Raw genomic sequence first — 24737 nt, 5'->3', positions numbered from 1 at the left:
ATGAAATACCTCGTTTTAAATGGTCCTAATTTAAATCGTTTAGGCAAGCGTGAACCAGAAATTTATGGTTCAGAAACGCTAGATGATGTAAAACGTAAATGTGAAGTACTTGTTGCACAGTTTGAGGCTACAGTAGATTTTCGTCAATCCAATCATGAAGGACAGTTAATCGACTGGATTCATGAAGCAGCAGATACTGAAGTTTCTGGCATTGTAATTAACCCTGGCGCATATACACATACAAGTATTGCGCTCCGAGATGCTATTGCTTCAGTGGATGTACCTGTTATTGAAGTACATATTTCAAATATTCATGCACGTGAAGCTTTCCGTCATGAATCAAAGCTAGCAGCAGAATGTGTTGGGCAAATATGTGGTCTAGGAACATTTGGCTATGAGTTAGCATTACGCAAGTTTTTACAATAGTAGAAAAGGGGAGTACTAATTATGAAACTAGCAAAATTACGTCAAGCATTAATCGACAACCAAGTCGATGCAATTTTAATTACAAATGAATACAACCGTCGTTACATGACAGGCTTCACAGGAACGGCTGGGGTAGCAATCGTTTCACAAAATGATGCGGTATTTATTACAGATTTTCGTTACACAGAACAAGCTGCAGCACAAATAAAAGATTTCCGTATTGAGCAACATAAAGGGACAATTTTTGAAGAAGTAGCAAACCAAGCAGCGATGATGGGTGTGAAAACATTAGCTTTTGAAAAAGACGCAATGCATTATGGTACGTATGAAGTGTATAAATCTTCTGTAAAAGCTGATTTTGTTCCACTTTCAGGTGTTATTGAAAAAATTCGCTTGATTAAGAGTCAGGAAGAGATTAATATTATTAAGGTTGCATGTGAAATTGCAGACAATGCATTTACACATATTTTAAATTTCATCAAGCCAGGTATTACTGAACTTGATGTGTCAAATGAATTAGAATTTTTCATGCGTAAACAAGGTGCTACAAGCTCATCTTTTGATATTATCGTTGCAAGTGGTCTACGTTCTGCGTTACCACATGGAGTAGCAACTGATAAAATCATTGAAACAGGTGATTTTGTAACGCTTGATTTTGGTGCTTACTATAATGGTTACATTTCGGATATTACACGTACAGTAGCTGTAGGACAACCTTCTGAGCAGCTAGTGGAAATGTACAACGCTGTATTAGAGTCACAACTTTTAGCCCTAGAAAAAGTAGGCCCTGGTATGACAGGTGCACAAGCAGACGCTGTGTCTCGTGATTATTTGAAATCTAAAGGCTTAGGTGAAGCATTCGGTCACTCATTAGGCCATGGCATTGGTTTAGAAGTGCATGAAGGTCCTGGACTGAATTTCCGTTCAGAAGTTGTTTTAGAGCCAAATATGGTTGTAACAATCGAGCCAGGTGTATACATTCCCGGCGTTGGCGGTGTTCGAATTGAGGACGATATTTTAATCACAGAAACGGGTAATGAAATTCTAAATCATTCTGATAAAAAATTAATCATTTTATAATTTGGAGGAAATAACTCATGATCTCAGTAAACGACTTCCGTACAGGTTTAACGATTATCGTAGACGGTAACTTATTCCGCGTACTAGAATTCCAACACGTAAAACCAGGTAAAGGTGCAGCATTCGTTCGTTCAAAATTACGTAACCTACGTAATGGTAACGTAACGGAAAAAACGTTCCGTGCAGGTGAAAAAGTAGAAAAAGCGATGATTGAAAATCGCAAAATGCAATACTTATATGCACAAGGTGACGAGCATGTGTTCATGGACATGGAATCTTATGACCAAACAACTTTAGCGGAAGCTCAAATTCAAGATGAGTTATTATACTTATTAGAAAACATGGAGCTACACATCCAATCTTTCCAAGGCGAATTAATTGGTATCGAATTACCAAACACAGTAACTTTAGAAGTTGCTGAAACTGAGCCAGGTATTAAAGGTGATACAGCTTCGGGTGGTTCAAAACCGGCGAAAATGGAAACAGGCTTAGTCGTAAACGTTCCATTCTTCGTAAACCAAGGCGACAAATTAATCATCAACACAACTGAAGGCTCTTACGTATCACGTGCGTAATTGATTGAAGATAGAAATGCTGTGTCATTCGGCATTTCTATCTTTTTTTATTCTCTTTGAAAACGGCTTTTTAGTACATAGGGACGAAATATAGAAAACGTTTACAAATTATAGCCAAAAAAAGTAGAGATTAAGTATAATCAAGGAAAGGAGTGAAGCAGCTATGAGCACAAAACTACAATTAGTAAAACCAATTATCCAAGCACCGATGGCAGGCATTACAACACCTTCATTTGTTGCAGCGTGTAGCGAGGCAGGTACGTTAGGTTCAATCGGGGCAGGCTATTTAAATGGCGTAGAAACACTGGAATTTATTCGGGCAGTAAAGGAGCTTACAGACAAGCCTTTTAGTGTCAACTTATTTATACAAGAAGAGCCGCGAATTGATATTAATATTTTACAAGAGGCACGCGGGGCATTGCAGCCTATCTATGAAGAATTAGGGATTCCAGATACACAACGTGTTGTATCAACAGAAGTGTTTGAAGGACAAGTGCAAGCTATATTAGATGAAGGCGTAAAGATCGTATCATTTACATTTGGTTTACCTTCTGCAGAGGTAATTTCTCGTTTGAAAAATAACGACGTGTACTTAATTGGTACAGCAACAACGGTAGAGGAAGCTGTAGCTGTACAACAAGCTGGGTTAGATGCAGTAGTTGTTCAGGGTAGTGAAGCTGGGGGACATCGTGGCTCATTCACAGAATCAATTGAGTTAATTTCTACAGCCGAGCTCGTAGCAGATGCAAAGGAGAAACTAACGATCCCTGTTATTGCCGCGGGTGGTATTATGACGAAAGATCATGTCGAGCAAATGTTTAGCTTAGGGGCAGATTATATTCAAATTGGAACAGCATTATTAACTGCACATGAATGTGATGCGAGTGACACTCATAAGCAAGCGATTATTAATTCTGAACAACAGTCAACTACTTTAACAAAAGCATTTACAGGTAAATATGCACGCGGATTAAAAAACAAATTTACAGAACAGCTGCAAAATGCTACTGTAGCGCCATATCCAATTCAGCATTATTTAACATTACAAATCCGCAAAGAAAGCGCAATTCAAAATAAACCTGAATATTTATCACTTTGGATGGGCGAAAACAGTTATTTAGCAAAGAAAGCATCAGTACAGGAAATTATTGATAGTTTATTTTAATAGAATTCTTTAAGTTGAATGGAAAGTTAATTACTTTTCATTCAGCTTTTTTGGTCTTAATTTTTTTGATGTTGCATATAGTTTGTCGTAAAGGAGGAGGGCTTAGTGGAACTACAAGATGTGCTACGCGTTGCAGGTGTGGGAATTGTGATAGCACTTCTTCATATATTTTTTGAACAGCTTGGGAAAAAGGAATTTTCGTATTTTTTATTTTTCGTTGCGTATTTGTATATGACAATTGAATTGTTACGTTTTTTGAAACTATTTTTTCAAGAAATCGCCGTGTTTTTTCAGTGGTTAATGGCTATTAGCTAATGATTATTCTATTTATTAGTGTTGTATTATTATTGTTGCTTATTCTTATTAAACAATCATTTGAAAAGCTTCATAGTATCATCGTTATTATTATCTTTTTTTTTATCATGCAATTTATATTACGTACTCAAGTTTACCCACTTTGGCAGCAGCTTGCCACATTATTTCAAAGCGTGCCCTATAGTAAAGGGTTACTCTATACGGCGCTGCTATTTTTAAGTAAAGATTTATTTTGTGCCTTATTGAAACAGCTAGAGTATGAGGCTTATGAATCGTTAGTTACACTTTCGGTCCGCTTAACTGTTATTGTTTATTGGGTTAATGAGTTTGCAACACCATTTCAAACCTTTGTTCAGTTATTAGAGAGGCTGTCGTAATGGAAGATTTCCTAGGGCTATTAGCTACGCCACTTCAATCTATTTTTTCTATTATACTGTTAAGTTTGCTTTATGTAGGAGCTTATTTATTATTTGTTGCACTATTACCAAATGAAACGGCCATTATTGAGCAACTGTTTATTTTATTGTTTATTGTTAGCTTTGCACAGCAAGTGATTGATGCATTTGTTCTTCTATATGAATTGATTTCGATATTGCAAAGTTTTTTTGTCGCGGTAATACCAATTCTTTCGATGATGCTGTTAACGATGCAATCCATCTTTACATTACTCGCCTGGAATCCAATTGTAATTGTTATAATTCAATTTTTATTATTTGTCTCAACAAAGTTGCTCATACCTTCATTGATCATTGCTTTATTACTTGATATATCCACTAAAATTTTCCCTGCAATCTCTTTTGCAAAGGCGTCAGATTTGCTACGAAGCTCGGTATTAAGTTTTATCATTGCAGCGATAGTAGCATTAACATCGATTTTGACGTTTTCAGGAGCTGCACTCATTCAAATAAATGATGCCGTCAAATCCCCCATTAAAAAATTGATCGAACAAAATATTCCACTTATAGGTAATTTAATCGTTGAAGGTTTGTCCTTTTTTCAAAAGTCTCAATCAATCGTTTCATCCTTTATAGGTGTTTCGTTTTTGGCTGTTGTTTTTAGTGCGGCATTTGCGCCAGCAATTATGTTATTAGGACATGCACTTACATTTAAGGTAATTGGTGCAATCATTGAACCTTTTACGAATACAAGATTGAGTGCATTATTTGATGATGTTGGTAAAACGTTATTTGTTGCATGTGCAGTGAGTGGTTTATTAGGCTTTGCGATTGTTTTCATTGTACTGCTCTGCATATTTTTTGTACAAACGTCCATTGGAGGGAGTACATGATTGAATTATTTTTATTTGTGTTGTTAGGGAGTAGTCTATTATTTTTTGTTGAGGAAAAGGAATGGCAAACGTATGTCAAGTTGGCATTATATATAATTTTTACTACATCGATTGCGTCACTGTTAGCATAAGTGGAAGTATACCTTCATACATTATGATGAATTCGATGAGGCAAGGGGGCGCAGTTGCTTACAAATGTGGATAAAACGCGAGCAAAACGTCCTTTATTTATAGTTTTCGTATTGATTGTTGTGCTGTCGATTTTCATGGTGATGAGCTTGAATGGTCAATCTGAACAAACGGATATACCTGAGCAACAATTAGCAAAAATATTAAGTGAAATGGAGGATGTTGGACAAGTATTTGTATATTTTCATTATGAACAACAAAAAGAGAAACAGTTTTTAGCTGTTACACAACAACAAAACATTACTGGTGTCATTATCGTGGCACAAGGTGCACAAGATGTACATGTTCAGCGGTTATTAAAGCAAACAGTAGGCAATGTACTACAAATACCAACGCATCGTATACAAGTGGTCGCGATGCAACACAAGGAGGAAGCAAAGTGAAAGTAAAAAAACGAACAGTGTGGTTCTTTACATTAGCGAGTTTAGTGGCGGTAATTTCCGTGTTTTATATTTTTGAAGATCGCAATACACCGAATTTATTAAAGGTTTTTACAGATGATACGATTAGTGAAACAGAAATATTAGGCGTGAGTCAAGATGGCTCGCAAATGGTTACATCAGAAAGTGAGATGTTCCAGCAAATGCGTTTAGAAGCAAGCAATAAACGCAGTCAACTTCGTGAGCAATTAACTCAAAAAGTTGCTTCTGCTGAAGTTACAGCCGAAGAAAAAAACACAGCATTTAATGAGATGGAGGAGCTAATTAAGTTAGAATCTTCAGAAGCAATGCTTGAGATGGTTGTAAAATCTTTAGGCTATGATGATGCACTTGTACGAGTTGAAGATCAGGATGTTAAAGTAACGGTGATGTCAGATGAGGTATCCAAACAACAGATAAATGAAATTGTGTATACGGTTCTCTCTGAAATGGATGAAGATGTAAAAGTAACTGTTAGCTACGAGCCTTTCAATTGAAAACCTTGAATAATAATGCAATAATTATGTATGTGTTATATAGCAGTATGATAAAAAAATCAATGTTTTAACCTATAAATGTTGTGTTTTATACCGATTTTTCTAAAAAGTAAAATTAACTGTTTTAAAATAGTCGGAAAAATTATAAAATAGGGTTTGTATTCATGATTACTTTTTAAAAGGGAGAGTTAAGAATGTTCAAAGTTCAAGAAATTCGTGAAATTATCAAATTAGTGGACGCGTCTTCAATTGACGAGTTCGTGTACGAAGCAGATGGGGCAAAAGTTAAACTAAAAAAGAAAAATGGTGTTACTGAAGTTGTAGCTCCTAAAAAAGAAGCAGCACCAGCAGCAGCTGTTGTTCCTGCACCAGCACCAGTAGTAGAAGCACCAAAAGTAGAAGTAGCACCAGCTGCACCAGTAGCAGATACAGCTGAACTTCATAAAATTACTTCTCCAATGGTTGGTACATTCTATCAATCTCCAAACCCTGATTCTCCGGCATACGTAAAAGTAGGCGATAAAGTGGGCGATGAGTCAATCGTTTGTATCGTAGAAGCGATGAAATTATTCAACGAAATCGAAGCTGAAATTAAAGGTGAAATCGTAGAAATTTTAGTAAAAGACGGCCAATTAGTAGAATATGGTCAACCTTTATTCTTAGTTAAAGCTGAATAATAAGGAGCGAATATACCAATGAAAAAAGTATTGATCGCAAACCGTGGCGAAATTGCAGTACGTATTATTCGTGCATGTAAAGAGCTAGGTATTCAAACCGTTGCAGTATACTCAGAAGCAGATGCAGATGCGTTACACGTAAAATTAGCTGACGAAGCATATTGCATTGGTCCAAAGTTATCTAAAGATTCTTATTTAAGCTTCCCTGCAGTTTTAGGTGTAGCTCAAAAAACAGGTGCTGATGGTATCCATCCAGGTTACGGTTTCTTAGCTGAAAACGCAGCATTTGCAGAGGCATGTGAAAATGCGGGAATTAAATTCATCGGTCCTTCATCGGATGCGATTAAAATTATGGGTATTAAAGACGTTGCACGTGACACAATGGAAGCAGCTAATGTTCCTTTAGTTCCTGGTACTGGTATTGTTCCAAATATCGAAACAGGTAAAGAATGGGCTGCGAAAATCGGTTACCCTGTAATCATCAAAGCAACAGCTGGTGGTGGCGGTAAAGGTATCCGTGTAGCACGTACAGAAGAAGATCTTGTAAAAGGTATCGAAATTACTCAAAAAGAAGCAGCTGCGGCATTCGGCAACCCAGGTGTGTACTTAGAAAAATTTATCGAGTACTTCCGTCACTGTGAAATTCAAGTTTTAGCAGATGGTCATGGCAATGTTGTTCACTTAGGTGAGCGTGACTGTACGGTACAACGCCGTATGCAAAAACTTGTTGAAGAAGCACCATCTCCAGCTTTATCAGAAGAGCGTCGTGCTCAAATGGGTGAAGCGGCAGTAAAAGCTGCAAAAGCTTGTAACTATGAAGGTGCTGGTACAATTGAGTTCATCTATGATTACCAAGAAGATAAATTCTACTTCATGGAAATGAACACACGTATCCAAGTAGAACACCCTGTTACAGAAATGATTACTGGTGTTGACTTAGTTCAACAACAATTAAAAATCGCTTCTGGCGCAGAATTACCATTCAAACAAGAAGATATTAAAATCAACGGTTGGGCAATTGAATGCCGTATCAATGCTGAAAACGCATACAAAAACTTCATGCCTTCAGCTGGTACGGTAGAAACTTATGTTGTTCCTGGTGGTTACGGTGTACGTGTTGACTCTGCTGTATATGCAGGCTACACAATTCCACCGTACTACGATTCAATGGTAGCAAAATTAATCGTTCACGCGGATACTCGTGAAGAAGCAATCGCAAAAATGAACCGTGCATTATCTGAGTTCGAAGTAGCTGGCCCTGGAATTAACACAACAATTCCATTCCACCAAGCGTTAATGAACAACGAAGTGTTCCAATCTGCGAAATTCAACACGAAATTCCTTGAAGAGAACGATATTTTAAACGCTAAATCAAAGGCTTAATCGTAATTTATGCATAAGTTATTTCCCTCTAACACATGGTGTTAGAGGGATTTTTTCTTTTCACTTAAAAGTCTGACTATGCAAAATAGTATAACATTTATACATTTGTAGTAAATATATTGCATTTCATCTCAAAAACGAATACTATAGTTGAGTTCTTAAATAATGTTCGTGTTTTGAAAGAAGGAATGAGTATGTTTCAATTAAAAGAAAATGGTACGACGGTGAAGCGTGAATTATTCGCAGGGTTAACAACATTTTTAACGATGGCTTATGTCATTATCGTTAATCCGATTATATTATCAGATGCAGGCGTGCCGATTGATCAAGTATTTATGGCGACAATTATTGCTGCTGTGATTGGTACAGGATGGATGGCGTTGTGTGCGAATTATCCAATCGCAGTTGCACCGGGGATGGGGTTAAATGCGTATTTTACTTATACCGTGGTTTTAGCTTCAAATGGAGAAATTACGTATATAACGGCCTTTTCAGCAGTATTTGTGGCAGGTTTAATCTTTATTTTGATTAGTTTAACGCCGTTCCGTGAAAAATTAATTACGGCGATTCCAGAAAACTTAAAATTGGCCATTACAGCGGGTATTGGTTTATTTATCGCATTTATTGGTTTGCGTATGTCAGGTATTGTTGTTGCGAATGATTCGAACTTAGTGGCTCTCGGTAACATTGCAAAGCCTGCTACACTACTTACGATTATTGGTTTATTTGTTACCGTTGCATTAATGGCACGCAAAGTAAATGGTGCAATCTTTATCGGGATGATTGTCACAGCGGTTATTGCTATTCTGACAGGTCAACTAACGATTGAGAAAGTCGTGGCAATGCCGCATTTACCAGAGGGAATTATAGTATTTAATCCAATCATTGCGATTCGTGAAGTTATTGAATACGGACTATATGGAGTTGTGTTTTCGTTTATTTTAGTAACTTTATTTGATACAACGGGGACGATGATTGGAGTTGCAAAGCAAGCAGGTTTGATGAAAGATGATAAATTACCACGTGCACGAAAAGCGCTATTATCTGATTCTTTAGCAACAACTTTTGGCGCGATGTTTGGTACGAGCCCATCGACAGCTTATTTGGAATCAGGTTCTGGGGTTGCCGTTGGTGGTCGTACAGGATTAACTTCATTGACGGTGGCAGTGTTATTCATTATTGCCTCATTTTTTGGTCCACTGGTTGGTTCATTATCAGGTGTCGCTGCAATCACTTCTCCAGCGCTAATTATTGTAGGGAGCTTAATGATTGGTGTTGTGAAAAACATGAAATGGGATGATATTGAAGATGCATTCCCAGCATTTTTAGTTATTTTAGCGATGCCACTGACTTCAAGTATTTCTACAGGGATTGCACTTGGCTTCATTAGCTATCCGCTTGTCATGATTTTTAAAGGACGTGCACGTGATGTACATCCACTAGTTTATATTTTTGCCGTATTATTTGTGTTGCAACTTGTTTATATGCCACACTAATGCATTTACCACCCAAAAGCAAATTTTGGGTGGTTTTTCTATTTTTCTCGTTAAAGTGCGTTGAATGCTCAGCAGGCCTTTATTTCTTTCTTCAGCATTAAAAATAAGAAGATTACACCTAATCCTACTAGTAACGGGGGTTCAAGAAAACTAAATATGCCACAGATTAAAGTATATAACGTGCTGAAAATTATTAGGGGTAACGAAAATAGATGCTTTTCCTAGTCAAAACAAATTCTTACATGGTATGATTTTTTTCGCAATGTAAAAAAAGTAGGTGAAAATTTTGTGGGACTCAATTAAGTGGTTAATTCCAAACGTTAAACCACCGACATGGTCAGATGGCATAACAGCTTTAGTACTTGTAATTGTTGGGGTATTGTTCATTCAATTTATTTTTCGTCCAATAATATTTAAATTCGCTCGTATGTTAGAAGAGCGTGGGCATCCGGTTATGAGTGATATCGCGAAAAATATTTTCCCTTCCATGCGTAATGCGCTCATTTTTATGGTACTTGTACTTGCCTGCTCGCTTTTAGTGGAAGTGAATTTGTTCGATCATGTGAAATTACGTAGGTTTATCGATTCTGTCTATATATATTTTGCATTTAAAGCGCTTTATGACGTATTAGGCTTTTATTTGAAAAACCCGGGACGATTTGAAACGGGAAAAGATCAAGATTTATTGACTCCATTTTTCTTGCGGATGAGTAAAGTAATCGTAATGGTCCTTGCGATGTTTACGATTGCATCACTTTGGAACTTTAATTTAAATGGTTTCTTAACGGCAATTGGTTTAACAGGTGTTGCTCTCGCTTTTGGTATCCGGGACATATTAGCGCATATTTTTAGTGGTATGAGTGTAGTGCTAGATAAACCATTTCAAATTGGTGATTGGGTTATGACCGGTGATGAAAAAATTGACGGTACGATTGAAGATATAAATTTGCGAAGCACTCTTATTCAAACATCGGATAAAGGGCTTGTTTATGTGCCGAATTCCTATTTAGTGAATCGTCCGATATATAATTTATCAAAGCGTACACAGCGTAAAGTGGAGCATTATTTATTTTTATCCACTGAGAATAACGAAGCGGAAATTGTACAATTTGTGGAAACACTACGCGAACAAATTGCCTTACATCCTAAAACTTTAAAAACAGTTATTCATGTTGCAGTGGATGAAATTCGACCGAGTGCTTACCGCGTATTAATTCGTTATTTTGTTGCGACAAATGATACTCAGGTGATGCTGCAAGTGCGCCAAGATATTTTACTTGTAGCAAAGCATTACTGTGAAAAATATGAAATTGTTCAAGTTGATCCTGTTCAGGCGCAATTTGTGTGGAACGATTGAAAACTTAGATGTTTTTTCGAAAAAAGTGCGCTTTGAACCAACACTATGTAAATAATTGTAGTATACTGAGCTTAGGTAACTGTAAGCCTTAAATGATTAGTTTACATAAGAGAGGATGTTTTGAACATGGCAGAAAAACAACCAGTAGCATTTGTGCAGCCAACACCAGTTGGTAAAGAAGAATTAGGTAAAATCGAAGTTGCACCAGAAGTTATCGAAGTTATCGCAGGTATCGCAGCAACTGAGGTTGATGGTGTTGCAGCAACGCGCGGCAACTTTACAACAGGTGTGGTAGAGCGCTTCGGAAAAAAGGTACACTCTAAAGGCATTAAATCTGCGATGTCAGAAGAAGGTAATATTGTCATTGATGTTTTTTGTACTGTAAAATACGGCTATGCCATTCCAAAAGTAGCAAAAGAAGTACAATCAACAATTCGCCAAGCCATTTTAAACATGACTGCAATTGAAACAAGTGAAGTAAATATTCATGTGACAGGAATCCAATTCGAAACAGCAACAGCTGAATAATTTAATATACTTGAGAAGGGCACTGTGTGAAAAGTTTTTTACTTTTTGTACAGCCCTTTTTTCATGGTCGATATTAAAATCTAAGGTTTTTACAAAAAGGTGTGTTTGAAATCTGTATAGAATATGGATATAGACGGAATAGTTTGGTTTGGTGAGGAGGAAAAATAAGTGGTGAATTTTTCAGCAGCATCGAGAGTCCAAAGACATACAGTTTTAAAAGAACAGACATTTGACTTATTCATTATTGGTGGCGGAATTACAGGTGCAGGTATTGCATTAGACGCGGCTTCTCGTGGTTTAAAGGTGGCCTTAGCAGAAATGCAAGATTTTGCAGAAGGAACGAGTAGTCGTTCTACTAAGTTAGTACATGGTGGTTTACGCTATTTGAAACAATTTGAAATGAAAGAAGTAGCAGAGTTAGGTCGTGAACGTGCGATTGTTTATGAAAATGGGCCACATGTAACAACGCCTGTGTGGATGCTACTACCATTTCATAAAGGTGGTACATTTGGTTCGTTTTCAACGTCATTAGGATTAAAAATCTATGATATTTTAGCTGGAGTAAAAAAGAGTGAGCGCCGCTTTATGCTATCGGCTGACGAGATAATATCTAGGGAGCCACTTATTAAAAAGGAAAATTTACTTGGTGGCGGTATGTATGTAGAATATCGTACAGATGATGCGCGTTTAACGATTGAAGTATTGAAGGCTGCTGTTGCTAATGGTGCAATAGCTCTCAATTATTTAAAGGTAATAGGCTTTCAAGGGAGCAACTTATCATTTTCGAGAGTTGAAGTGCAAGATCAATTTACGGGTGAATCGTATATTGTCAAAGCAAAGAAAGTGGTAAACGCTGCTGGACCGTGGGTAGATGACGTCCGTAAATTAGAACATAGCATTGGCGAAAAGCATTTAATCTTATCAAAAGGTGTGCATCTTGTGTTTGACGAAACGGATTTTCCTCTACGGCAAGCGATTTACTTCGACACCAAAAGTGATGGACGTATGATCTTTGCAATACCACGAGATGGGAAAACCTATGTCGGTACAACTGATACGTTTTATGATGGAGACCCATTGAAATTAACGGTAACAATAGAAGAGCGAAAGTACATGATTGAAGCTATTAAATATATGTTTCCCAATTTGAATTTGACGTTAGATAAAATTGAATCTGCATGGGCTGGTGTGCGTCCGCTTATTCATGAAAAAGGGAAAGGTCCATCTGAAATTTCGCGTAAAGATGAAATTTGGCAAACTGAAAGTGGACTAATTACGATTGCTGGCGGTAAATTGACCGGTTATCGAAAAATGGCTGAAAAAATAGTGGATTTAGTCGTAAATCAGATAAATCAAGAGTTCAATAAAAAATTTGGCCAATCAATTACAAAACACTTGCCCATATCAGGTGGGGATATGAGTGGTTCGAGATTTTTTGAGAGTTTTGTACAAAAACGAATAATCATGGGGAAACAGCTTGGATTATCAGAAGAACAAAGTAGTTTCTTAGCTAAATTTTATGGCACGAATGTCGACAAGGTGTTTGACTATGTAGCACAGGCTACAGGTGATTTACCAGCGATTGTTTATGGACAATTATACTATGCGATGAATGATGAATCAGCGAGTGTCGCAACAGATTTTTTCATCCGCAGAACAAGTGCGTTATTTTTCAATATTCATTTTGTGGAACAATTTAAAGATTCGGTTATTGATGAAATGGCTCAATATTTAAAATGGTCAGATCATGAAAAGCAACAACAAATCGAGTGGTTAGAAAAAGCGCTAACTGATGTGAAAAAAGTATAGTAATTTCACGAGATTTAAATGGTGCTTTATTAATAATATAAATCGTTGTTATGATGCATGTCGTACAAAAAAAGGAGAGCTTTATGGAAAAGTATATTATGGCGTTAGACCAAGGAACGACAAGTTCACGAGCAATTTTATTTGACCAATTAGGGAATATAGCATTTTCGGCACAGCAGGAATTCAAACAGTATTTCCCAAAGTCGGGCTGGGTGGAGCACAATGCTAAGGAAATTTGGAGTTCTATTTTAACGGTAATCGCTAAGGTGTTGTCGGAAAATAATATAGAGGCAACGCAAATTGAAGGAATCGGTATTACCAATCAACGTGAAACAACCGTTGTCTGGGATAAAAACACTGGTGAGCCAGTATATAATGCGATTGTTTGGCAATCTCGACAAACAATCGACATTTGTAATGAACTAAAAAAAGCTGGTCATGACGATTTATTCCGAGATAAAACAGGTTTACTAATTGATGCCTATTTCTCGGGAACTAAGGTCAAGTGGATTTTAGATCATGTAGATGGAGCACGTGAAAAAGCTGAAAATGGCGACTTATTATTTGGAACAATTGATACGTGGGTTATTTGGAAGTTAACAGACGGAGCTGTCCATGTAACGGACTATTCCAATGCCTCTCGTACATTGATGTACAATATACATGATTTGAAATGGGATGAAGAACTACTTGATATTTTATCAGTCCCAATGTCAATGTTGCCAGAAGTTCGACCGTCTTCAGAAATTTACAGTGAAATCGCAGGTAAGCATTTTTTTGGTCATCAAGTACCTATTGCTGGGATTGCAGGGGATCAGCAAGCGGCATTATTTGGCCAAGCATGCTATGAAAAAGGGATGGTAAAAAATACGTATGGAACAGGATGTTTTATGTTAATGAACACGGGGGAAGAAGCAGTAAAATCGGAGAGCGGATTACTAACAACGATTGCATGGGGCATTGATGGCAAAGTGACTTATGCACTTGAAGGAAGTATTTTCGTTGCGGGTTCTGCTATTCAATGGCTTCGAGATGGGCTTCGAATGTTTAGAAAGTCGTCAGATAGTGAGGCCTACGCTACAAGTGTTGACGATTCAGACGGTGTTTATGTTGTACCGGCATTTGTAGGTCTTGGTACGCCGTATTGGGATAGTGAAGTGCGAGGAGCTGTCTTTGGTTTAACACGTGGTACATCAAAGGAGCATTTTATTCGAGCAACACTTGAATCGTTAGCATATCAAACACGCGATGTGTTAGCTGCGATGGAGTCTGACTCGAATATCGATTTGAAAACGCTTCGAGTTGATGGTGGTGCCGTAATGAATGACTTTTTAATGCAGTTCCAATCAGATATTTTAAATGTTCCGGTAGAGCGCCCCGCAGTCAATGAAACGACAGCACTTGGAGCTGCTTATTTAGCAGGATTGGCAGTAGGTTTTTGGGACAATATCGAGGAAATACAAAAACATTGGCAGTTAGATCAAACATTTGAGGCAAAGATGGATGAAAAGAAGCGCGAGCAGCTATTCGAAGGTTGGCATAAAGCAGTAAAGGCTGCACAAGTATTTAAGTAACAGCTGCTCAATGAGAATTAATTGTTTGATATACTTTTATGCTATAATTTATGTAATCTAGTTGAGGAGTTTTTGACATTATGAGTAAAGATTTTATTCGCATTGCGAACGATCAAGACATGCAATTAATTATTGCCTATTTTGAACAGGCATTAGCACATTATGAAGAAGTGGGAGAATTAATGGCGATGCAGGACATTAAATACTTTTTACACAATGTACGCCATTTCAATTTTGTAGTCCTAAAAGAAAAAGTAACAGACATTACATACCTTTTCGAGTTCCCTGAAAAAACTGACGGCAAACGCGAAACAGGTACAATTGTAATCCCACTTCAAAATAATTAGCTTTAAACAAACGTAACTAATTATTTATATAATGAAGGAAAAGCGACAATCATAGTAATATTATTGTACGAAAACGATCTCTTTATCTGAGAGGTCGTTTTTTACATGAAGGCATTTGAAAACCTAAAATTTAAATCAACGACAATTTCAAAATTGCAGCATTTTTATCGTAAATGAACGCTTTTAATAATAGATCTAATAAATCTTATTGGTACGGTAAAATTTTTCATTCAAACTGTGCTATGACTACGAAAATATGCTATGATAAGAACTAATGCTACTTATGAAGGAGAGCTTTAAAGTGATGAAACGAACTGAAGCGCGCCAAAAAGCGTTCCAAGCTTTATTTCAGTTAGACAGCACAGAACTTACTATTGAAGAAGCAATTGGCCACGTTCTAGAGGAAGAACAAGAGTCAAATGCTTTTTTAAACAAATTAGTTCGTGGAACAACTGAAAACCAAGCGGAAATTGATGCAGCGCTAGAACAAAAATTAGAAAAATGGACGCTTAACCGTCTACCTAAAATTGAGAGAACGGTATTACGTTTAGCCGTGTACGAAATACTACATGAACTAGACACACCAAACAAAGTTGTAATGAATGAAGCAATCGAACTATGCAAAACGTATGGTGATGAGAAATCAAGCAAATTCGTTAATGGTGTACTTTCGAAATTTACTGAGCAATAAAATCAATGTATTCAAGTCTATAAAGATTCACAATATATAAAGATTTAGTTGGAACGGTTGTCACCAAACGTATACGTATCCTGTCTTTTCAATGGATGACAGCCCTCCACATTGTCGTGATCACTGGAAGGAGTAACAACATGTCAAGTGCAATAATTAATGGTAAAGAGATTGGTCAAGAAATTCGAGGGGCAGTGGCAACTCGTGTGGAAGCATTAAAATCTAAAGGTGTAACACCTGGCTTAGCGGTTATATTAGTAGGGGACAACCCAGCATCAAAAACATATGTAGCTAACAAGCAAAAATCTTGCGAGCAAATTGGTATGTTTTCAGAATTAATTAAACTACCAGAAGATATTTCAGAACAAGCTTTACTAGAACAAATTAGTGAATTAAACACGCGTAGTGATATTCACGGTATCCTTGTACAACTTCCATTACCGAAACATATCGATGAAGATCAAGTCATCCAAGCAATTTCTCCAGAAAAAGATGTAGACGGCTTCTCACCGATTAGTGTTGGAAAAATGATGTTAGGTCAAGATACATACTTGCCATGTACGCCTTATGGGGTCATGAAACTTTTAGAACACTCAGGAATTGAAATTGCAGGTAAGCATGCTGTTATTGTTGGACGTAGCCACATCGTTGGTAAGCCAATGGGGCAGTTATTATTACAAAAAGACGCAACTGTTACTTATACACACTCAAAAACACCAAATTTACCATCATTCACAAAACAAGCAGATATTCTGATTGCGGCGGTTGGCCGACCAAACTTTATCACGAAAGAGCATATTAAAGAAGGTGCTGTCGTAATTGATGTTGGTATTAATCGCAACGAACAAAATAAATTAGTTGGCGATGTGAATTTTACTGAGGTAAGTGAGCTTGCTTCACATATTACACCAGTGCCAGGCGGTGTTGGCCCAATGACCATTACAATGTTATTAGAAAACACTGTACAAGCAGCTGAAAAAGAGTTAGAACGTCAAGCGAAATAATCTAACTTCAAAAATCACGATTTTGACGTAGATCAAAATCGTGATTTTTAGCTTATACGCAATTAACTTCACGTAACGATAAGGAGTGATATGCAAATGTCTTCGTATTTATCTGTGAAAGCCTTAACGAAATATTTAAAACGAAAATTTGATGCCGATCCACATTTGCGTGATGTCTATGTAACTGGTGAATTATCAAATGTCAAAATCCATAGCTCGGGTCATATTTATTTTACTTTAAAAGACGAAAGCTCACGCATTACTTCAACTATGTTCCGTAATCAAGCGGCAAAATTATCATTCAAGCCTGAAGAAGGAATGAAGGTATTTATCCGTGGTGATGTCAACATATATGAAGCAAGTGGAGTATATCAATTATATGCTCAAACGATGGAACCTGACGGAATTGGTGGGCTATTCGTAGCGTTTAACCAATTAAAAGAGCGCTTACAAAAAGAAGGCTTATTTAATCCAAATTTTAAACAGCCGATTCCAGAATATCCAAAAACCATTGGCATATTAACTGCTACGACTGGAGCTGCTATTCGTGATATTTGTACAACAATCACGCGCCGCTATCCACAAGTGGAAATAGTAATTTACCCAACACTCGTACAAGGTACGGGAGCAGCATCCAATATTAGTGAGAATATATATTTGGCGAACAGGCACGGACTTTGTGATGTTTTAATTGTTGGGCGTGGTGGTGGTTCGATTGAAGATTTGTGGGCTTTCAATGAAGAAATCGTCGCACGTGCAATTTTTGAAAGTCGTATTCCAATCATAAGTGCGGTTGGACATGAAACGGATACAACGATTGCCGATTTTGTTGCCGATTTACGTGCTCCGACTCCAACTGCCGCTGCAGAGCTAGCTGTACCAAGTCAGCAAGAATTATTCCAACGAATTTTACAAAAGCAATCGTTTATGCATCAAGTAATGACATCACGTTTAAATTTTGAACGTAGTCGCTTATCAAAATTACAAAATTCTTATCCACTTGCAACTCCTGAGCGATTATATCGTCCTTTTATAGAAAGACTTGCGCAAGTTGATGCAAACCTACAAAATGCAACAAAGCTTTATTTATTAAATCAGCAGGCAAAATTACAAACTGTTGATAGTAAAATGAAGCTATATTCGCCGCAACATCAACTACAAGCTGCAAAACAGCAATTACAACATACGAATAATCAACTACACCGTACAATGAAACAGCAATTAGCCCAAAATAAGTTAGCGTTTCAAAATCAGGTACGCATGTTAGAGGCGTTAAATCCACTTTCATTGATGAGCAAGGGGTTTAGTGTGGCATATAAAGATGAAAACGTAGTAAAATCAGTACATGAGCTTAAAAGTGGAGATGTTGTGAAAATGACATTCCAAGATGGTTTTGCGGAAGCGAAAATTGTCAAAACGCATGTGCAAAAGGAAGGGGAAGCGAAATGACAAAACCAACATTTGCTACAGCAATGACAGAATTAGAAGATGTTGTAAGGAAATTAGAACAAGGTGACGTTCCGTTAGAAGAAGCCATTGATCTTTATAAAAAAGGCATGGAACTTTCTAAACTTTGCCATGATACGTTACAAAACGCTGAACAGCAATTAATTTCACTCGTTGGAGAAGATGGAGAAAAGAAACCTTTCCAACAAGGGAACGGAGAAGAATAGGGAATGGAAGCGACATTAAAACAATTTATTGATGTAAATATACCTAATATCGAAGAGACAATGTATCAATTAGTCGAAAAAATTGAAGCACCAGCGCATTTAAAAGAGTCTATGCTCTATTCATTAAAAGCTGGCGGTAAGCGAATTCGTCCACTTTTTGTAGCAGCCGTATGTGAAGCGTACAACAAACCATTAGCTTCAAGCTATGTCGTTGGTTCGGCAGTTGAAATGATTCATACGTATTCACTTATTCATGATGACCTTCCTTGCATGGACGATGATGAATTACGCCGAGGAAAACCGACGAATCATGTTGTTTATGGTGAAGCACTTGCAACATTAGCAGGAGATGCGTTAAACACATTGGCTTTTGGTATTCTTGCACGTTTAGAAAATGTGTCGGCTGAACAAAAGTTAGAACTTGTGCATTTACTTAGTGTTGCAGCGGGTGCAGAAGGAATGGTTGGCGGTCAGATTTTAGATATGGATGGCGAAAAACGTTTGTTAAATTTACAAGAGCTAGAAACAGTTCATGTCAACAAAACAGGAGCGATTCTGCGTTTTAGTATTGAATCAGGTGCTATATTAGCTGGCGCTTCTACAAAAGACCGCGAAGCACTTGTGGAGTATGCGCATCATATCGGCTTGGCATTCCAAATACAAGATGATATTTTAGATATTGAAGGCACATCAGAGCAGCTAGGTAAAACAGCAGGGAAAGATGTTGCAGCAGAAAAAAGTACATACCCTGCACTTTTAACATTAGACGGTGCGAAACAAAAATTAACCGAACATTACGATTTTGCTATTGAAGCATTACAAAAAGTAAGTATTGATACATCATTATTACATCAATTTGCACAATATATTGTGAGACGTACTAACTAAAGTGTGTTAAACTTTTGTCTTGTGTTAGACATTGCTATAATAATTAAAACTGTATCAGATGAAATGTTGAAGTATAGGAATGGGTTCTTGCAGAGAATAATTGTGTAAACACATAAAAAGAAAAATCACAACGGTGAATAAACTGATGAAAAGGTGTGTGTAGAGATGGATTTAACTAAAATTTCTAGTCCATCCTTTTTAAAAGACTTGAATCAAAAGCAACTTGAGGCACTAGCTAGAGACATCCGTGCCTTTTTAATCGAGAAATGCTCGAAAACAGGTGGTCATATTGGACCGAATCTAGGTGTTGTCGAGCTAACGATTGCTTTGCATAAAGCTTTTAACAGTCCAAAGGATAAATTTTTGTGGGATGTTGGACATCAAGCATATGTCCATAAAATTTTAACTGGTCGTGCAGATCAATTTGATACGCTACGCCAATTTAAAGGTCTATGTGGTTTCCCTAAGTTAATTGAAAGTGAACATGATATGTGGGAAACAGGTCATAGTTCAACGTCACTTTCTGCTGCAATGGGTATGGCAGTAGCGCGTGATATTAAAGGTGATAATAATTTTGTTGTACCGATTATCGGTGACGGTGCGTTAACTGGTGGTATGGCATTAGAAGCGTTAAATCATATTGGACACGAAAAAACAAATATGATCGTTATTTTAAACGATAATGAAATGTCAATCGCACCAAATGTAGGAGCGCTACATGATGTATTAGGTCGTCTACGCACAGCGAAGGAATACTCTCGTGCAAAAGAGGATTTAGAATCATTAATGCATAAAATTCCTGTTGTTGGCGATAAACTAGCAGCTACGGCTGAACGTGTTAAGGATAGTTTGAAATATTTAGTCGTTTCTGGCGTGTTTTTTGAGGAAATGGGCTTTAAATATTTAGGACCAATCGACGGGCATGATTTGGAAGCGTTAGAAAAAACGTTAGAATATGCAAAAAAAGTTGAAGGTCCAGTATTAGTGCATGTACTTACGAAAAAAGGTAAGGGCTATAAACCAGCTGAAGATGACACAGTTGGGACATGGCATGGTACAGGTCCATATAAAATGGAAACAGGTGCATTTGTTAAGTCTGCTACAAAAGGGCCAGCATGGAGTAGCTTAGTAGCAGAATCTGTACGAAAATGTATGGCAGAAGATGACCGAATTGCAACAATTACACCAGCGATGCCAGTAGGTTCAAAATTGGAAGGTATCCAAAAGGACTTCCCAAATCGTTTCTTTGATGTAGGGATTGCAGAGCAGCACGCTACAACAATGGCAGCAGGTCTTGCAACTCAAAACATGAAGCCATTTTTAGCTATCTATTCAACATTCCTACAACGTGCATATGACCAAGTGCTACATGATATTGCACGACCAAAACTAAATGTCTTCATCGGAATTGACCGAGCAGGCTTAGTTGGTGCAGATGGTGAAACACATCAAGGTGTATTTGATATTTCATTCCTTCGTCATATTCCAAATATGGTATTAATGATGCCAAAAGATGAAAACGAAGGGCAGCACATGGTAAAAACTGCGCTAGAATATAATGATGGTCCAATCGCACTTCGCTACCCACGTGGTAACGGATTAGGTGTTGAAATGGATGCGGAAATGAAAGCTTTACCAATTGGTTCTTGGGAAGTATTACGCGATGGCAACGATGCTGTCATTTTAACGTTTGGTACGACAATTGGCATGGCACTTGAAGCTGCTGACAGATTAGCAGAACAAGGACTTTCTGTACGAGTTGTCAATGCTCGTTTCATTAAGCCGATGGATGAAGCAATGTTGCATGATCTAATGAAAGCACAAATGCCGATTTTAACTATTGAAGAATCCATGCTTCAAGGCGGCTTTGGTAGCGCGGTATTAGAGTTTGCATTTGATAATGGATACCATAATATAAACTTAGATCGTATCGGTATTCCAGATGAATTTATCGAGCATGGTGAAGTAGACCTATTACTTGCAGAAATTCATGTAACAGCGGATGAGGCGGTAAAACGCATTACCAAGCTTGTACCGAAAAAACAGTCAGGTAGGGTTTAATAGATTTATGACAAAACAACCGAAAGAACGTGTGGACCTATTACTTGTAGAGCGTGGACTTTGTGAAACACGTGAAAAAGCAAAGCGCTCAATAATGGCGGGGCTTGTATTTTCCAATGAAATTCGCATTGACAAAGCGGGCGAAAAAATTGCGATAGATGCGCCATTACAAGTAAAAGGTTCAGATTTAAAATATGTATCTCGTGGTGGCTTAAAGTTAGAAAAGGCACTTCAAATTTTTAATATGTCTGTAGATGGTAAGCTAATGCTGGATATTGGTTCGTCAACAGGTGGATTTACAGATTGTGCATTACAAAACGGTGCGCGTCATTGCTACGCTTTGGACGTAGGTTCGAATCAATTAGCGTGGAAAATTCGTTCAGACGAGCGAGTAACGGTAATGGAAAAAACAAATTTCCGTTATACAAAACCAGAAGATTTAGTAGAAGGATTACCAAATTTTGCGACGATTGATGTGTCATTCATTTCACTATCATTAATTTTACCTGTTTTAAAGACGGTATTAATGCCAGGTGGAGATGTGATGGCGCTTGTAAAGCCTCAATTTGAAGCGGGTCGAGAAAATGTCGGAAAAAAAGGGATCGTACGTGAACCAAAAGTGCATTTAGCTGTGTTAGAGGAAACGGCAAAAATGGCTAGTGAAGTGGGCTTTGTTGTGAAAGATGCATCATTTTCTCCAATAACGGGTGGCGAAGGAAATATCGAATTCTTATTCCATTTATATAACCCGCATGAAGGGGAAGATGTTGTTGCCTTTAATAATCTTGAAGAAATTGTAAAGGATGCACACGCACAATTAAAATAACTAAAACGCTAAATGAAGTATTTTCTTCGTTTAGCGTTTTTTCTCATGTCAAAATATTATTCATTGTAGTAGTCTATTCACGGCGTATCTTCATGTAGTAATGCTCATAATAAATTGAAAGAAGTTTCGATAAAAGTTGATAACAACGTATTTTTGAACGTATGTACGGTTTTTTCTTGTATTTCTTTTATGCAAGTGGTAGTGTAAATATACATAGATTATTAAATACTTTAATGAGGTGACTTTTATGAATAAAGGACAACGCCATATTCGTATTCGCGATATTATTACAAATAATGAGATTGAAACACAGGATGAGTTAGTAGATCAACTGAAAAACGCAGGCTATAATGTGACACAAGCAACTGTTTCACGCGATATTAAAGAATTGCATTTAGTGAAGGTACCACTACAAGATGGTCGTTATAAATATAGCTTACCTGCAGATCAACGCTTTAATCCCATTCAAAAATTACATCGATTACTTGCCGATGCATTTGTGTCAATCGATGGGGCATCACACTTTTTAGTGATGAAAACATTGCCAGGTAATGCTAACGCAATTGGCTCATTATTAGACCACTTAGATTGGACAGAAGTGCTAGGTACGATTTGCGGAGACGATACAATATTAATTTTATGTCGTACGGAAAACGACCGAGAAGAAATTAAAATTCGCTTATTAGATATGCTATAAACCGAGGTGGAAACGTTTGTTAAAAGAACTTAGCATTCGAAATTTTGCTATTATTGATGATTTGACTGTTAGCTTTTCAGAAGGCTTGACTGTTTTAACAGGTGAAACAGGTGCAGGTAAATCGATTATTATTGATGCTGTCCATATTTTAGCTGGTGGTCGTGGCTCTACTGAGTTTATTCGCCACGGTGAAAAAAAAGCAGAATTAGGTGGCCATTTTGAAATTAGCAGTGAGAAGCATCCAATTTATTTGAAATTAGAGGAGCATGGCATCGAAGCAGAAGAAGGTTCGATTATTTTACGGCGGGACTTAAATGAATCCGGAAAAAGTATTTGTCGAGTAAACGGTAAGCTTGTGCCATTATCTGTATTACGCGAAATTGGTGGAAGCTTAATTGATATTCATGGTCAGCATGAAAACCAAGAATTAATGGATGAAAAATTTCATATTCATTTATTGGATCATTTTGCTTATCATGATTTAAAGGTTATTAAAGCAAACTATGATGAGGCGTATGAAACGTATCGTCAATTAAAACGAGAAGTAGCAGAATTAAGCATTAATGAGCAACGCGCTGCGCAACGTATTGATTTATATCAATTCCAAATTCAAGAACTTGAGCAAGCCGCATTACGTGTTGATGAAGAAGAGTCGCTTTCTGAAGAACGTACTCGTCTAATGAATTTCCATAAAATCTTTGAGCGTGCCAATATGGCTTATGAATCAATTTCAGGTGAGGGCAACGGGTTAGATTTTATCGGAAACGCTATGAATGCATTAGAAGACATTGTGCGCCTTGATTCGATCTTTAAAGAATCTTCAGAGGCTGTAACTTCAAGCTTTTATGCGCTTCAAGATGCAGCTTATCAAGTGAAAAATGCGTTAGACGACTTAGAATATGATGCCGAGCGTTTAAATGAAGTTGAACAACGTCTGGCACTCTATCAGAATATGAAACGTAAATATGGTACAACGGTAGAAGAAATTCTCTTTTACTACGAAAAAATAGAAGAAGAGTTAAGTCAATTGTTAAATCGAGATGAAGCGATGCAAAAAAATGAGCAATTATTAGCGCAGATGGAAATCGATTTAAATGAATTTGCTGAACAATTAACAACAGTTCGTAAACAAAGTGCACTGAAATTAAGTGAAGCAATTATGAATGAGTTACGGATGTTACATATGGAAAAAGCCCAATTTATCGTTAACTTTGAACAACTTGATCATTTTGATATAAACGGTAAAGATTATGTAGCTTTTTATATTTCGACAAACGTCGGAGAGCCACCAAAATCTTTACCAAAAGTGGCGTCGGGTGGAGAGTTGTCACGTATGATGCTTGCGTTAAAAACGATTTTTTCTTCTTCGAATGGCATTACATCAATCATATTCGACGAGGTAGATACTGGTGTAAGTGGTCGCGTAGCACAGGCAATCGCGGAAAAAATTGCTGCAATCTCAGTCAATTCCCAAGTTCTATGTATTTCCCATTTACCTCAAGTAGCAGCGATGGCAGATCATCAATACTACATAAAAAAACAGGTAGAGCATGATCGTACATTTACAACGATTACTGAAATGGAACAACATGAACGTATTGAAGAAATTAGCCGAATGATGAGCGGTGCAGAAATAACGGATTTAACGTTACAGCACGCTTCTGAATTATTACAATTGGCAAATGAACGTAAAGAAGCGATGAAATAATACAACGAGAAGTCTGTTAAATTAGGCTTCTCGTTTTAAATTTCATTTACTATTCAAACAAAAT

General features: G+C 37.2%; 27 protein-coding genes. All 27 read left to right on the top strand.

Going from position 1 to position 24737, the window contains the following annotated elements:
* The 27 genes from aroQ (at window position 1) to recN (ending at window position 24673) form a co-directional block, all read left to right on the top strand.
* Window positions 1-426, top strand: a complete 426-nt coding sequence (gene aroQ / locus O7776_RS12140) for a type II 3-dehydroquinate dehydratase (RefSeq protein ID WP_274307321.1) — start codon at window positions 1-3, stop codon at window positions 424-426.
* An 18-nt stretch (window positions 427-444) separates the two neighbouring features.
* A complete protein-coding gene (locus O7776_RS12135) occupies window positions 445-1506 on the top strand; it encodes a M24 family metallopeptidase (RefSeq protein ID WP_274310494.1) in 1062 nt (353 codons plus the stop codon).
* 17 nt (window positions 1507-1523) lie between these two features.
* Window positions 1524-2081, top strand: a complete 558-nt coding sequence (efp, locus tag O7776_RS12130; protein WP_274307320.1) for an elongation factor P — start codon at window positions 1524-1526, stop codon at window positions 2079-2081.
* Between the two features lie 163 nt (window positions 2082-2244).
* Window positions 2245-3246 (top strand): NAD(P)H-dependent flavin oxidoreductase, encoded by a 1002-nt coding sequence (locus O7776_RS12125; RefSeq protein WP_274307319.1) that lies wholly within the window; start codon window positions 2245-2247, stop codon window positions 3244-3246.
* Between the two features lie 105 nt (window positions 3247-3351).
* Entirely contained in the window at window positions 3352-3561 is a 210-nt protein-coding gene (locus tag O7776_RS12120; protein ID WP_241368905.1) for a stage III sporulation protein AC, read from the top strand.
* Window positions 3561-3938, top strand: a complete 378-nt coding sequence (locus tag O7776_RS12115) for a pyruvate formate-lyase (protein ID WP_274307318.1) — start codon at window positions 3561-3563, stop codon at window positions 3936-3938. The genes O7776_RS12120 and O7776_RS12115 overlap by 1 nt, the downstream gene beginning before the upstream one ends.
* The gene (locus tag O7776_RS12110) at window positions 3938-4849 is read left to right on the top strand and encodes a stage III sporulation protein AE (protein ID WP_274307317.1); all 912 of its coding nucleotides are present in this window, start codon (window positions 3938-3940) and stop codon (window positions 4847-4849) included. Before O7776_RS12115 ends, O7776_RS12110 begins: the two co-directional genes overlap by 1 nt.
* Window positions 4846-4980: a hypothetical protein gene (locus O7776_RS12105; protein WP_255731345.1), complete on the top strand. Its 135-nt coding sequence runs from the start codon at window positions 4846-4848 to the stop codon at window positions 4978-4980. Before O7776_RS12110 ends, O7776_RS12105 begins: the two co-directional genes overlap by 4 nt.
* A 54-nt stretch (window positions 4981-5034) precedes the next feature.
* Entirely contained in the window at window positions 5035-5421 is a 387-nt protein-coding gene (locus tag O7776_RS12100; RefSeq protein WP_274307316.1) for a hypothetical protein, read from the top strand.
* Complete coding sequence (locus O7776_RS12095; RefSeq protein ID WP_274307315.1) at window positions 5418-5954, top strand: SpoIIIAH-like family protein; 537 nt, start codon at window positions 5418-5420, stop codon at window positions 5952-5954. The genes O7776_RS12100 and O7776_RS12095 overlap by 4 nt, the downstream gene beginning before the upstream one ends.
* 194 nt (window positions 5955-6148) lie before the next feature.
* Window positions 6149-6631, top strand: a complete 483-nt coding sequence (gene accB / locus O7776_RS12090) for an acetyl-CoA carboxylase biotin carboxyl carrier protein (RefSeq protein WP_274307314.1) — start codon at window positions 6149-6151, stop codon at window positions 6629-6631.
* Between the two features lie 18 nt (window positions 6632-6649).
* On the top strand, window positions 6650-8014 hold the full coding sequence (accC, locus tag O7776_RS12085) for an acetyl-CoA carboxylase biotin carboxylase subunit (RefSeq protein WP_241368911.1): 1365 nt from the start codon (window positions 6650-6652) through the stop codon (window positions 8012-8014).
* A 194-nt stretch (window positions 8015-8208) separates the two neighbouring features.
* On the top strand, window positions 8209-9510 hold the full coding sequence (locus tag O7776_RS12080) for an NCS2 family permease (protein ID WP_274307313.1): 1302 nt from the start codon (window positions 8209-8211) through the stop codon (window positions 9508-9510).
* Between the two features lie 277 nt (window positions 9511-9787).
* Window positions 9788-10867, top strand: coding sequence for a mechanosensitive ion channel family protein (locus O7776_RS12075; RefSeq protein ID WP_274307312.1), 1080 nt, complete (start codon window positions 9788-9790; stop codon window positions 10865-10867).
* A 126-nt stretch (window positions 10868-10993) separates the two neighbouring features.
* Window positions 10994-11395: an Asp23/Gls24 family envelope stress response protein gene (locus O7776_RS12070; protein ID WP_274307311.1), complete on the top strand. Its 402-nt coding sequence runs from the start codon at window positions 10994-10996 to the stop codon at window positions 11393-11395.
* Window positions 11396-11566: 171 nt separating this feature from the next.
* Entirely contained in the window at window positions 11567-13204 is a 1638-nt protein-coding gene (locus tag O7776_RS12065) for a glycerol-3-phosphate dehydrogenase/oxidase (RefSeq protein WP_274310493.1), read from the top strand.
* Between the two features lie 83 nt (window positions 13205-13287).
* Entirely contained in the window at window positions 13288-14778 is a 1491-nt protein-coding gene (gene glpK / locus O7776_RS12060; protein ID WP_274307310.1) for a glycerol kinase GlpK, read from the top strand.
* Window positions 14779-14858: 80 nt separating this feature from the next.
* Window positions 14859-15125 carry an aminopeptidase gene (locus O7776_RS12055; protein WP_274307309.1) on the top strand — a complete coding sequence of 89 codons (267 nt, stop codon included), beginning with the start codon at window positions 14859-14861 and terminating at the stop codon, window positions 15123-15125.
* 304 nt (window positions 15126-15429) lie between these two features.
* Window positions 15430-15816, top strand: coding sequence for a transcription antitermination factor NusB (gene nusB / locus O7776_RS12050; protein WP_241369165.1), 387 nt, complete (start codon window positions 15430-15432; stop codon window positions 15814-15816).
* 140 nt (window positions 15817-15956) lie between these two features.
* On the top strand, window positions 15957-16820 hold the full coding sequence (gene folD, locus O7776_RS12045; protein WP_274307308.1) for a bifunctional methylenetetrahydrofolate dehydrogenase/methenyltetrahydrofolate cyclohydrolase FolD: 864 nt from the start codon (window positions 15957-15959) through the stop codon (window positions 16818-16820).
* Between the two features lie 90 nt (window positions 16821-16910).
* Window positions 16911-18269 carry an exodeoxyribonuclease VII large subunit gene (xseA, locus tag O7776_RS12040; RefSeq protein ID WP_274307307.1) on the top strand — a complete coding sequence of 453 codons (1359 nt, stop codon included), beginning with the start codon at window positions 16911-16913 and terminating at the stop codon, window positions 18267-18269.
* Window positions 18266-18493: an exodeoxyribonuclease VII small subunit gene (gene xseB / locus O7776_RS12035; RefSeq protein WP_274307306.1), complete on the top strand. Its 228-nt coding sequence runs from the start codon at window positions 18266-18268 to the stop codon at window positions 18491-18493. The genes xseA and xseB overlap by 4 nt, the downstream gene beginning before the upstream one ends.
* 3 nt (window positions 18494-18496) lie before the next feature.
* The gene (locus O7776_RS12030; protein ID WP_274307305.1) at window positions 18497-19381 is read left to right on the top strand and encodes a polyprenyl synthetase family protein; all 885 of its coding nucleotides are present in this window, start codon (window positions 18497-18499) and stop codon (window positions 19379-19381) included.
* A gap of 165 nt (window positions 19382-19546) precedes the next feature.
* A complete protein-coding gene (dxs, locus tag O7776_RS12025; RefSeq protein WP_274307304.1) occupies window positions 19547-21442 on the top strand; it encodes a 1-deoxy-D-xylulose-5-phosphate synthase in 1896 nt (631 codons plus the stop codon).
* Window positions 21443-21449: 7 nt separating this feature from the next.
* Window positions 21450-22268, top strand: coding sequence for a TlyA family RNA methyltransferase (locus tag O7776_RS12020; RefSeq protein ID WP_274307303.1), 819 nt, complete (start codon window positions 21450-21452; stop codon window positions 22266-22268).
* A gap of 247 nt (window positions 22269-22515) precedes the next feature.
* Complete coding sequence (ahrC, locus tag O7776_RS12015) at window positions 22516-22965, top strand: transcriptional regulator AhrC/ArgR (protein ID WP_274307302.1); 450 nt, start codon at window positions 22516-22518, stop codon at window positions 22963-22965.
* 16 nt (window positions 22966-22981) lie between these two features.
* Entirely contained in the window at window positions 22982-24673 is a 1692-nt protein-coding gene (gene recN, locus O7776_RS12010) for a DNA repair protein RecN (protein ID WP_274307301.1), read from the top strand.
* Window positions 24674-24737: the final 64 nt, after the last annotated feature.

This window comes from Solibacillus daqui (genome assembly GCF_028747805.1).
GTDB classification, from domain to species: Bacteria; Bacillota; Bacilli; order Bacillales_A; family Planococcaceae; genus Solibacillus; species Solibacillus daqui.
The sequence above is the reverse complement of the archived record's forward strand: the minus strand, read 5'-3'. Positions and strand labels throughout refer to the sequence as shown.

Bases quoted from the DNA above. Each gene is read 5' to 3' on its own strand.
- aroQ (WP_274307321.1), top strand. From the start codon at position 1: ATGAAATACCTCGTTTTAAATGGTCCTAATTTAAATCGTTTAGGCAAG.
- efp (WP_274307320.1), top strand. From the start codon at position 1,524: ATGATCTCAGTAAACGACTTCCGTACAGGTTTAACGATTATCGTAGAC.
- O7776_RS12125 (WP_274307319.1), top strand. From the start codon at position 2,245: ATGAGCACAAAACTACAATTAGTAAAACCAATTATCCAAGCACCGATG.
- O7776_RS12115 (WP_274307318.1), top strand. From the start codon at position 3,561: ATGATTATTCTATTTATTAGTGTTGTATTATTATTGTTGCTTATTCTT.
- O7776_RS12110 (WP_274307317.1), top strand. From the start codon at position 3,938: ATGGAAGATTTCCTAGGGCTATTAGCTACGCCACTTCAATCTATTTTT.
- O7776_RS12105 (WP_255731345.1), top strand. From the start codon at position 4,846: ATGATTGAATTATTTTTATTTGTGTTGTTAGGGAGTAGTCTATTATTT.
- accB (WP_274307314.1), top strand. From the start codon at position 6,149: ATGTTCAAAGTTCAAGAAATTCGTGAAATTATCAAATTAGTGGACGCG.
- accC (WP_241368911.1), top strand. From the start codon at position 6,650: ATGAAAAAAGTATTGATCGCAAACCGTGGCGAAATTGCAGTACGTATT.
- O7776_RS12080 (WP_274307313.1), top strand. From the start codon at position 8,209: ATGTTTCAATTAAAAGAAAATGGTACGACGGTGAAGCGTGAATTATTC.
- O7776_RS12070 (WP_274307311.1), top strand. From the start codon at position 10,994: ATGGCAGAAAAACAACCAGTAGCATTTGTGCAGCCAACACCAGTTGGT.
- glpK (WP_274307310.1), top strand. From the start codon at position 13,288: ATGGAAAAGTATATTATGGCGTTAGACCAAGGAACGACAAGTTCACGA.
- O7776_RS12055 (WP_274307309.1), top strand. From the start codon at position 14,859: ATGAGTAAAGATTTTATTCGCATTGCGAACGATCAAGACATGCAATTA.
- nusB (WP_241369165.1), top strand. From the start codon at position 15,430: ATGAAACGAACTGAAGCGCGCCAAAAAGCGTTCCAAGCTTTATTTCAG.
- folD (WP_274307308.1), top strand. From the start codon at position 15,957: ATGTCAAGTGCAATAATTAATGGTAAAGAGATTGGTCAAGAAATTCGA.
- xseA (WP_274307307.1), top strand. From the start codon at position 16,911: ATGCAAATGTCTTCGTATTTATCTGTGAAAGCCTTAACGAAATATTTA.
- xseB (WP_274307306.1), top strand. From the start codon at position 18,266: ATGACAAAACCAACATTTGCTACAGCAATGACAGAATTAGAAGATGTT.
- O7776_RS12030 (WP_274307305.1), top strand. From the start codon at position 18,497: ATGGAAGCGACATTAAAACAATTTATTGATGTAAATATACCTAATATC.
- dxs (WP_274307304.1), top strand. From the start codon at position 19,547: ATGGATTTAACTAAAATTTCTAGTCCATCCTTTTTAAAAGACTTGAAT.
- O7776_RS12020 (WP_274307303.1), top strand. From the start codon at position 21,450: ATGACAAAACAACCGAAAGAACGTGTGGACCTATTACTTGTAGAGCGT.
- ahrC (WP_274307302.1), top strand. From the start codon at position 22,516: ATGAATAAAGGACAACGCCATATTCGTATTCGCGATATTATTACAAAT.